At 65.7% G+C, this 7785-nt stretch carries 7 protein-coding genes; all 7 read right to left on the bottom strand.

Translation table 11 applies throughout. From position 1 onward, the window contains the following. Positions 1–92 precede the first annotated feature (92 nt). Positions 93–1772 (bottom strand): thiolase C-terminal domain-containing protein, encoded by a 1680-nt coding sequence (locus WAW17_RS31525; protein ID WP_422336760.1) that lies wholly within the window; start codon positions 1770–1772, stop codon positions 93–95. Continuing rightward, on the bottom strand, positions 1769–2005 hold the full coding sequence (locus tag WAW17_RS31530; protein ID WP_422336761.1) for a hypothetical protein: 237 nt from the start codon (positions 2003–2005) through the stop codon (positions 1769–1771). Before WAW17_RS31530 ends, WAW17_RS31525 begins: the two co-directional genes overlap by 4 nt. Positions 2006–2034: 29 nt before the next feature. Continuing rightward, positions 2035–3222 (bottom strand): amidohydrolase family protein, encoded by a 1188-nt coding sequence (locus WAW17_RS31535; RefSeq protein WP_422336762.1) that lies wholly within the window; start codon positions 3220–3222, stop codon positions 2035–2037. A 243-nt stretch (positions 3223–3465) separates the two neighbouring features. Then, positions 3466–4689, bottom strand: a complete 1224-nt coding sequence (locus WAW17_RS31540; protein ID WP_422336763.1) for a cytochrome P450 — start codon at positions 4687–4689, stop codon at positions 3466–3468. A gap of 38 nt (positions 4690–4727) precedes the next feature. Further along, on the bottom strand, positions 4728–6197 hold the full coding sequence (locus WAW17_RS31545; RefSeq protein ID WP_422336764.1) for an aldehyde dehydrogenase family protein: 1470 nt from the start codon (positions 6195–6197) through the stop codon (positions 4728–4730). 31 nt (positions 6198–6228) lie between these two features. Beyond that, complete coding sequence (locus tag WAW17_RS31550; protein WP_422336765.1) at positions 6229–7089, bottom strand: mycofactocin-coupled SDR family oxidoreductase; 861 nt, start codon at positions 7087–7089, stop codon at positions 6229–6231. 72 nt (positions 7090–7161) lie between these two features. After that, on the bottom strand, positions 7162–7785 hold a 624-nt coding region (locus tag WAW17_RS31555; RefSeq protein ID WP_422336766.1), incomplete at its 5' end, for an NAD(P)-binding domain-containing protein.

The raw sequence follows: 7785 nt of genomic DNA on the forward strand, positions 1-7785 counted from the left end.
TAGGTGAACTGGGCGACCTCGAGAATGCGGATGCCCTCCAAGGGACGGTGCATGATGACTCCTGATCGTGGAAGAGAGTGCGGAGTGGGATGTCAGTCGGCGCGCAGGAGGATTGCACCCGAGGGCACACCACCTCCGGCGGTGACGACGGCGACGTGCGGGTCGGCGACCTGCCTGCCGGGTGCCTGCCCGCGCAGTTGCAGGACGGCCTCGCGGAAGAAGCCGTAGCCGTGGGTACGGCCCGCCGAGAGTTGGCCGCCGTGCGGATTGATCGGTAACCGGCCGTCGACCGCGATGCCACGGCCACCGTCGATGAAGTCACGGGCACCGCCGAATTCGCAGAAGCCGAGGCCCTCGAGCCAGGACAGCGCGTTGAAGGTGAACCCGTCGTAGAGCAGGGCGACGTCGACGTCGGCGGGTCGCAGGTCGGTGCGGCTCCACAGGTGTGCGGACGGTCCGAGCGACTGCGGCAAGTGTGTGAGCGTGCCCTGATCCCAGGACAGGTGTTCCATGATCTGGGTGCCGACGGCTTCGACGAACACCGGCTTGTTCGGCAGATCGGCGACACTGTCCGCCGCGGAGACGATCACGGCGACCGCGCCGTCGACCGGCACATCGCAGTCGTACAGCCCGAACGGTGTGGAGACGACGCGGGCCGTCAGGTAGTCGTCCATGGTGATCGGATCCCGATACACCGCTTCGGGATTCGCGGACGCGTTGCTACGGGCGTTGACCGCGATCGCACCGAGCGCGTCCTTCGCGTCACCGTAGCGGTGGAAGTAGTGCGAGGCCTGGCAGGCGATCCAGTTGGCGGCGGACATCGCCCCGAACGGGTGGCGGAACTCGAGCATACCTGCGGCCCGGCCACCGCGGGATTCCCACTTGCCCGATCTCGTCAGTTCGGAGTGGCTGGACTCCCACACGGTGCGGAAGCACAGCACGTGCCGGCACAGACCCGAGGCCACTGCGAGCATTGCGGCAATGATCGAGCCGTTCTGCCCGGGTAGGTCTCCCCCGCCGTTGACCCAGGTCGGGTGGATCTGCAGGGCCTGTTCGACCGGCATGACGCCGCCCTCGGACATGCCGCCGACCGCGCCACCAGGGTAGGTCGACAGGCCGTCGATGTCGTCCAGGGTGAGTCCGGCGTCCTCGATCGCGGCGAGGCAGGCGTCGACTGTGAGCGAGAGCGGGTCGACCATGAGCCGGCGGCCGATCTTCGACTGACCGACCCCGGTGATCGCGACGCGGTCCTCGAACCGCTCGGACGAGACGGGCGGACGTAAGCGGGCGCGATAGTCCTCGGGTTCGGGCAGTGGACCGGGCTCACCGTGGGCGTCGGGATCGATCTCGAAGAGCGGGAGCCAGATGTCGTCGGCGACCTGTTCGAACACGACACGGACCTTGGCGCCGACCCTCACGTCGCCCGGCTCGCAGCCGACGATGTTCGTCGTGAGCCGCACGCCCGTGTCCTCCTCGAGCGCGACGATCGCGACGACGTACGGCGGCGGGAAGTGCGGGAGCCACTGCTGGGCATTGACTGTTACACCCGCCACAACGGCGCGGCCGGACACCGGCTGCAGGGAAATGTTGCGGCCACGGCACTCCGGGCACAGCACCGACTGTGGATGCATCCGCTTGGAGCAGTCCGCACACTGGGCGATCCGCAGGATGCCGTCTGCGCCCGACGCCCAGAATTCGGCGCTCGCCGGCGTCGGCTGCGGGATCGGTCTGCCGGTGTCGACGGCGGTCCCGGTGTCGGTGCGGTGATTCACAGGTCCTCCGGAGTGCGGACGCGATCGCGGACCGCGGTCATGGCGGCGAGCCGGCGCTCCATGTCGGCACGGGTCATGAGGATGTCGTCGCCGACCTCCCCACGGTCCAGGCGCGCGAGGCGATCACGTTCGGCGGCGATCTCCTCGTCAAGCAACTCGCCGGCCAGGTCGCGGGTGAGCAGATCCTGGTCCACCCAGTCGTCCTCGGGTAGCTGTTCGATCCGTTCGGCCATGTCGGTCCTCCGAAATCCTTGTACCGCAGTCAGTTGCGCGGGAAGTTGAGCAGGGCACGCGCGTTGAGCTCGACCATCTTGTGGACTTCGTCGTCAGGGACGTCGATCATCGCGTCGTGCACGCGCTTGCGGCTGTTGGGCCAGTTCGAGTCGGAGTGCGGGTAGTCGCCCTCCCAGGTGATGTTGTCGATACCGACCTTGTGGCGGTTGTCGACACCGAACTGGTCGTCGATGAAGCACCCGAAGAGGTGCTTGGCGAAGAGTTCCGACGGGCGAACGGACTGGTTGATGTTCTGGTAGTAGCGGTGCTTCTCCCAGGTCAGATCCATCCGCTCCAGCATGTAGGGTACCCATCCGATGCCGCCCTCGGACAACATGAACTTCAAGTTCGGATGCTTGTGGAACACCGGCGAGAACAGCAGATCCGCGGTCGCGTACATCGAGTTGCAGCCGAACAGGGCGATCATCACGGCCATCGGGGCCTCGGGTGCCGTGATCGGCGCCTTGCCGGACGTGCCGAAATGGACGCAGAGTGGCTGGCCGGTCTCCTCCGCCGCCGAGAACACCGGATCCCAGTGATCGGTGTGAAAGGACGGCAGTCCCAACGGAACCGGGTTCTCCGGGAACGAGATCGCCCGAGATCCCTTCGCCGCCGTACGGTGGATCTCCTTGACCGACTCCGCCACCGACCACAGCGGCAGGATCACGATCGGAATCAGCCGATCGGGTGCGGCGGGGCACCACTCGTCGAGGACGTAGTCGTTCCACGCCTGGACCGAGAGCAGTGCCAACTCCTTGTCCTGCGCCTCGAGGAACACGGTGCCCGCGAATCGCGGGAACGACGGGAACGACAGGCCTGCCTGCACCCCGTCGATGTCCATGTCGAGCACTCGCGCGTGCGGGTCGTAGCAGCCCGGCAGCATATCGCTGTAACGCGCCGGTTCGACGCCGTACTCTTCGGGCTTCTTGCCTGCTACGGCGTTCAGACCGATGTACGGGTAGATCCGCCCCTCGTACTCCCACACCTGTGCCAGCCGGGTGCCCGCTTTGAGGGCCTTGTCCCCGTCGCCGGGGTGAATGGCAAGTGGCATCTCCTTCTCGACGATCTTCGGGCCGGCCGCGAGGAACTTGCTGGGCAGGCGATCCGACCAGAGCTTCGGATGCTCGATCAGATGATCGTCGGTGGAGATCAGGTGCATGTGATCCTGGAGCGGCATTGCATCCTCCTCGGGTTGCGGTGGTTGGTGTGTGGCCCGATCTCGGGCAGCTTGGACGGCATTCGCCGCCCTATCCGGTAAGTAACAACAGGTCACCAAGTTAAATAACTTATATTCATATGAGACATTAACACTGACTATGGCGTGTGTCACGCCTTTTTTCGAGACTTGCCTGACTGGCGCGGCGGCCCGGGAGTGATCCCTGGGCCACCGCCGGGTCGACGTATCGTCGTTCGTGTCAGGTCAGCGCTTGTCCCACTCGAGCGGTAGCGAGGTCAGACCGAGCTGCCCGCCCGTCTCGACGAGTTCGGATCCGGGGATGAGCCGGTACTCGGGGATTCGCTTGTGCCACTCTTCGAGCGCGATCCGCAACTCGCGACGGGCCAGGTGTGATCCGAGGCATCGGTGCGGTCCGGCACCGAACGCGATGTGGTTGTTCGGGGTGCGTTCGATGTCTACTGTCTTCGCATCCGGGAACGCGGCCTCGTCGCGGGTCGCACCGGCCAGCGGTATGTTGACCATGTCGCCGGCCTTCATCGGGCAGCCCTGAATCTCCGTGTCCTGGACAACCTTGCGTGCCGGGATGACGATCGCGTACGCGCGGAGGAACTCCTCGATCGCCGTCGGGATCTTCTCCGGCTCGTCGACGATGCGCTGACGGTCCTCCGGATGGGTGGCCAGGTGCCGGAAGATCCAGCCGATCGAGACAGCGACGGTGTCGAGTCCGGCCATGAACATCAGCAGGCAGAACGACAGCAGATCTTGATCGGAAACCGGCTTGCCGTCGACCTCGAACGTCAGGGACTTGCTGACGATGTCGTCGCGCGGTTCGACGCGTCGTTCGGCGATGATCGCCGCGAAGCGCTGCATGACGGCCTGCATTGCCTCGAGCCTGATCTGCTTGTTGGCTTCGGCATCATCGGAGGGGGTGTGCAGGATCGCATGTTCCCACTCCATGAACTGGTCGAGTTCCTCGACGGGCAAGCCCATCAGTTCGAGGAAGATCGTCGTGGGATACCGCTGCGCGAACTCGGCCATGAGGTCGCATTTCCCGGTGTCCTTCGTGACGATTTCCTCGATCAGGTCGATCGCTCGCTGCCGGACCTTCGTCTCGAGCTTCTCGACCGCCTTCGGAGAGAACAGTGGGCCGAGCTGCTGGCGCCATTGCAAATGCTCGTCACCATCGAGCATCTCGGGGATCCACTTGTACTGCGGGTCGGGATCGAGTGCCGTGACAACACTGTTCGAGAACGTCTCCGGATTCTGCAGGACCTCGAGGATGCCCTCGTAATTGATCACGGTCCAGAAGCCGGGGCCGAATTCGTTCCAGTACACCGGGGACTGCGCGCTCAGCTCGTCGTACTTGCTGTGCCACGTGCCGGCCGGCTTACGGTCGGTGTAGTTGAAGTTGTGCACCGGGCAGGTGCCCGGGATGGGCCCACTGGTGGCCGGTTCGGTCTGAGTCATCGTGTGTCCTTTGTGATTCAGGGGGTGGCGGAAGCGGGTCAACCGCGCGCCGCGCTCCAGGTGATGGACTTGGTCTGCAGGTATTCCTCGAGTCCGGCAGCTCCCCATTCGCGGCCGAGGCCGCTCTGCTTGTAGCCGCCGAACGGCACGTGCGGTGTCACACCGCCGCCGCCACCATTGATTCCGACCATGCCGGTGCGAATACGCTTGGCGATGCCCAGCGCCCGCACCGTGTCGGCGGAGAACACTCCGCCGCCGAGGCCGAAGTCGCTGTCGTTGGCCAGGCGCACGGCGTGGTCGTCGTCGTCGAACGGGATGATGACGCCGACCGGGCCGAAGAACTCCTTCTGCGCGATCTCCATCGAGTTGTCGACGTCGACGAACAGTGTCGGCTCCACGAAATAGCCCTTGTCGAGGCCTTCCGGGCGGCCGCCGCCGAACGCGATGCGCGCCCCCTGCTCGACACCGGATGCGATGAGCGCCTCGACCTTGTTGCGCTGCGCCTCGCTGATCAGCGGTCCCATCAGGGTTCCCGGCTCGGCCGGGTCGCCCACCTTGATCATTCCGAGCCCCGCGGTGACCATCGCGACGAGCTCGTCGTACCGGGAGCGGTGCACGAGTGTGCGGGTGAGCAGCGAACAGCCCTGCCCGGCGTGGGTGACCATGTTGCCGATCACGGACTCGGCGACCTTTGCCAGATCGGCGTCCTCGCAGATGATGTTCGCCGACTTGCCACCGAGTTCGAGGACGACCTTTTTGAGGCTCGGCGCGGCCTGCTCGTACACGCGGCGACCCACCGTGTCCGAACCGGTGAAGCTGACGAGGTCGATCTTCGGGTTGCTGGTCAGCTCACGGCCGGCGTCGATGTCGCCCGTGACGATGTTGAGGACCCCGGCCGGCAGTCCGGCCTCCTCCGCGATCTCACCGAGAACGAACGCCTCGAGTGGCGTCGTCGGCGCGGGCTTGAGCACGACGGTGCACCCCGCGGCCAGTGCAGGGGCAAGCTTCATGACGTTGAGGAACAGCGGGAAGTTGTACGCCGAGATCAGCGCTGCGACGCCCGCCGGCTCGCGGACCACGATGCCCTGGCCGATGTCCTGACCGATCGTCGGCAGCACGCCGCGCTCGAACTCGAACGACGGCAGGATGCGCTCGGCCATGTCGCGCATGTGCTGAATCGGAATCCCCACCTGCAGGTACTCCGCGAGTGCCCGGGTCGAACCGGACTCCGCGATGTTCAGGTCCACGAGTTCGGCACGACGCTTCTCCATCGCGTCGGCCATACGCAGCAACACCTGCGCACGCGCCTGCGGGGACATCGTCGGCCACGGTCCGTCGTCGAAGGCGCGCCGGGCGGCATCGATCGCGCGGGTCACCTCGGCGACGGTGGCCTGCGGAACGCGCCCGATGACCTCTTCCGTCGCCGGGTTGAGGACGTCGATGATCGAGTCGCTTTCGCTGTCCAACCAGGCGCCGTCGATGTAAAGCTGGGAAATATTGATTGCCACGGTGTACTCCAGGTGTGTCGTTGCGGGCAGGTCAGAAGGTCGGCTGCTGCGGGCGGAGAAGCACGTACCCGCCGGCATCGACGCGCATTTGCATGCCGGTGACGTAGCGCGACGCGTCCGACAGCAGGAACAGCACCATCTCCGAGATGTCCGCAGGCTCTACGTACGGGACGTTCATCGGGCTCATCGTGGCGAAGCCGGGCAGCGCGTCCTCGCGCGTCGGGTGCTCGAGGTCCGGACGGAATTGCCGGAACATCACCTCGCTGTTGAGCATGTTCGTATTGCAGTTCGTCGGATGCACCGCGTTGGCCCGAATCCCCTTCGGTCCCACGACAACGGCGAGATCGTTGATGAAGGATGCGACCATCCGCTTGGCCAGCGAGTAGCCCTGACCACCCGTGCCGTAGGCGGGGTTGGCGCCCGTGCCGCTCATCATTGCCGCCAGGCTGCCGGTGGCGACGATCGAGCCGCCCTCGCTCACGTGGGGGAGTGCGGCCTCGATGGCGTTGACGACACCGTTGAAGTCCACCGTGAACGCGTCCATGAACGCCTGCGGATCGTCCGAACCGAGCGGACAGATACCCGCGTTGGCCACCACACCGTCGAGCTTGCCGAATGCTGCGACACCCTGTTCGACGGCCCTCGTGAGCGCCTGTCGGTCACGGACATCGGCGATCGTGGAGAGCATGCGACCTCCGGCTGCCTCGACCAGGCGGACGGTCTCGGTGAGGTCCTCCGGGGTCGCCATCGCATAGTCGTTGGTCTTGACGTCCTCGCAGATGTCGACGCCGATGATGTTCGCGCCCTCCGAGGCGAGTCGCACGGCGTGCGAGCGGCCCTGACCGCGAGCAGCGCCGGTGATGAAGACGACCTTGTCCTGTACACGTCCCATGGTGATTGTCCTTCTTGTCGGTTCGAGCATGTTGTGGTGAAGCTCAGTGGTATCGGGTGTTTCGGGTACGAATCAGCCGACCGGGGCGGGCGATGTCGGGTGCAGCTCCATGGGGCCCAGGCGGGTGGCCTCCACGAGTTTTCCGATGTCGAGGCCGATGTCCTCGGCTGCGGCGCGAGCCGCCGCCACGTCCTTGGAAAGGAAGTGCGGCAGATGCGCGGCGAACTCGACAGCCGGTAGCGGTGAGGCAGCGATGTAGCGCGCCGCCGCACTTCCACCGCTGGTGGTCTCGAGTACGGCGAGGAGGCGGTCCTCGTCGATTCCCAGCGACGCCGCCGATTCGAGCGCGGTGAGCGTGAGCTGAGTGCACGCTGCGAACAGCATGTTATTGATGAGCTTGATCGACAACCCGCTGCCCAGGGGCCCGGTGCGCAGTATCCGGTCCGCGTAATCCCCGACCACCTGCTCGGCCACCCCGACCGCGTCCTCGGTTCCGCCGAGCAGCACGGTAAGCGCACCCGCTCTGATGCCCGCAGCTGTCCCGCTGAACGAGGCGTCGACCACTGCCGCCCCCTTTGGGCCGACCGAATCCGCCAACTGCCGAAGCATTTTCGGGCTCCCGGTCGTATGGGAGACGAAGACGGCACCCGGCCGAAGTCGCTCGACGACCGGAACGCACACGGTGCGGATCTGGTC

The sequence above is a fragment of the Rhodococcus sp. (in: high G+C Gram-positive bacteria) genome (assembly GCF_049286785.1).
Classification (GTDB): Bacteria; Actinomycetota; Actinomycetes; order Mycobacteriales; family Mycobacteriaceae; genus Rhodococcus_F.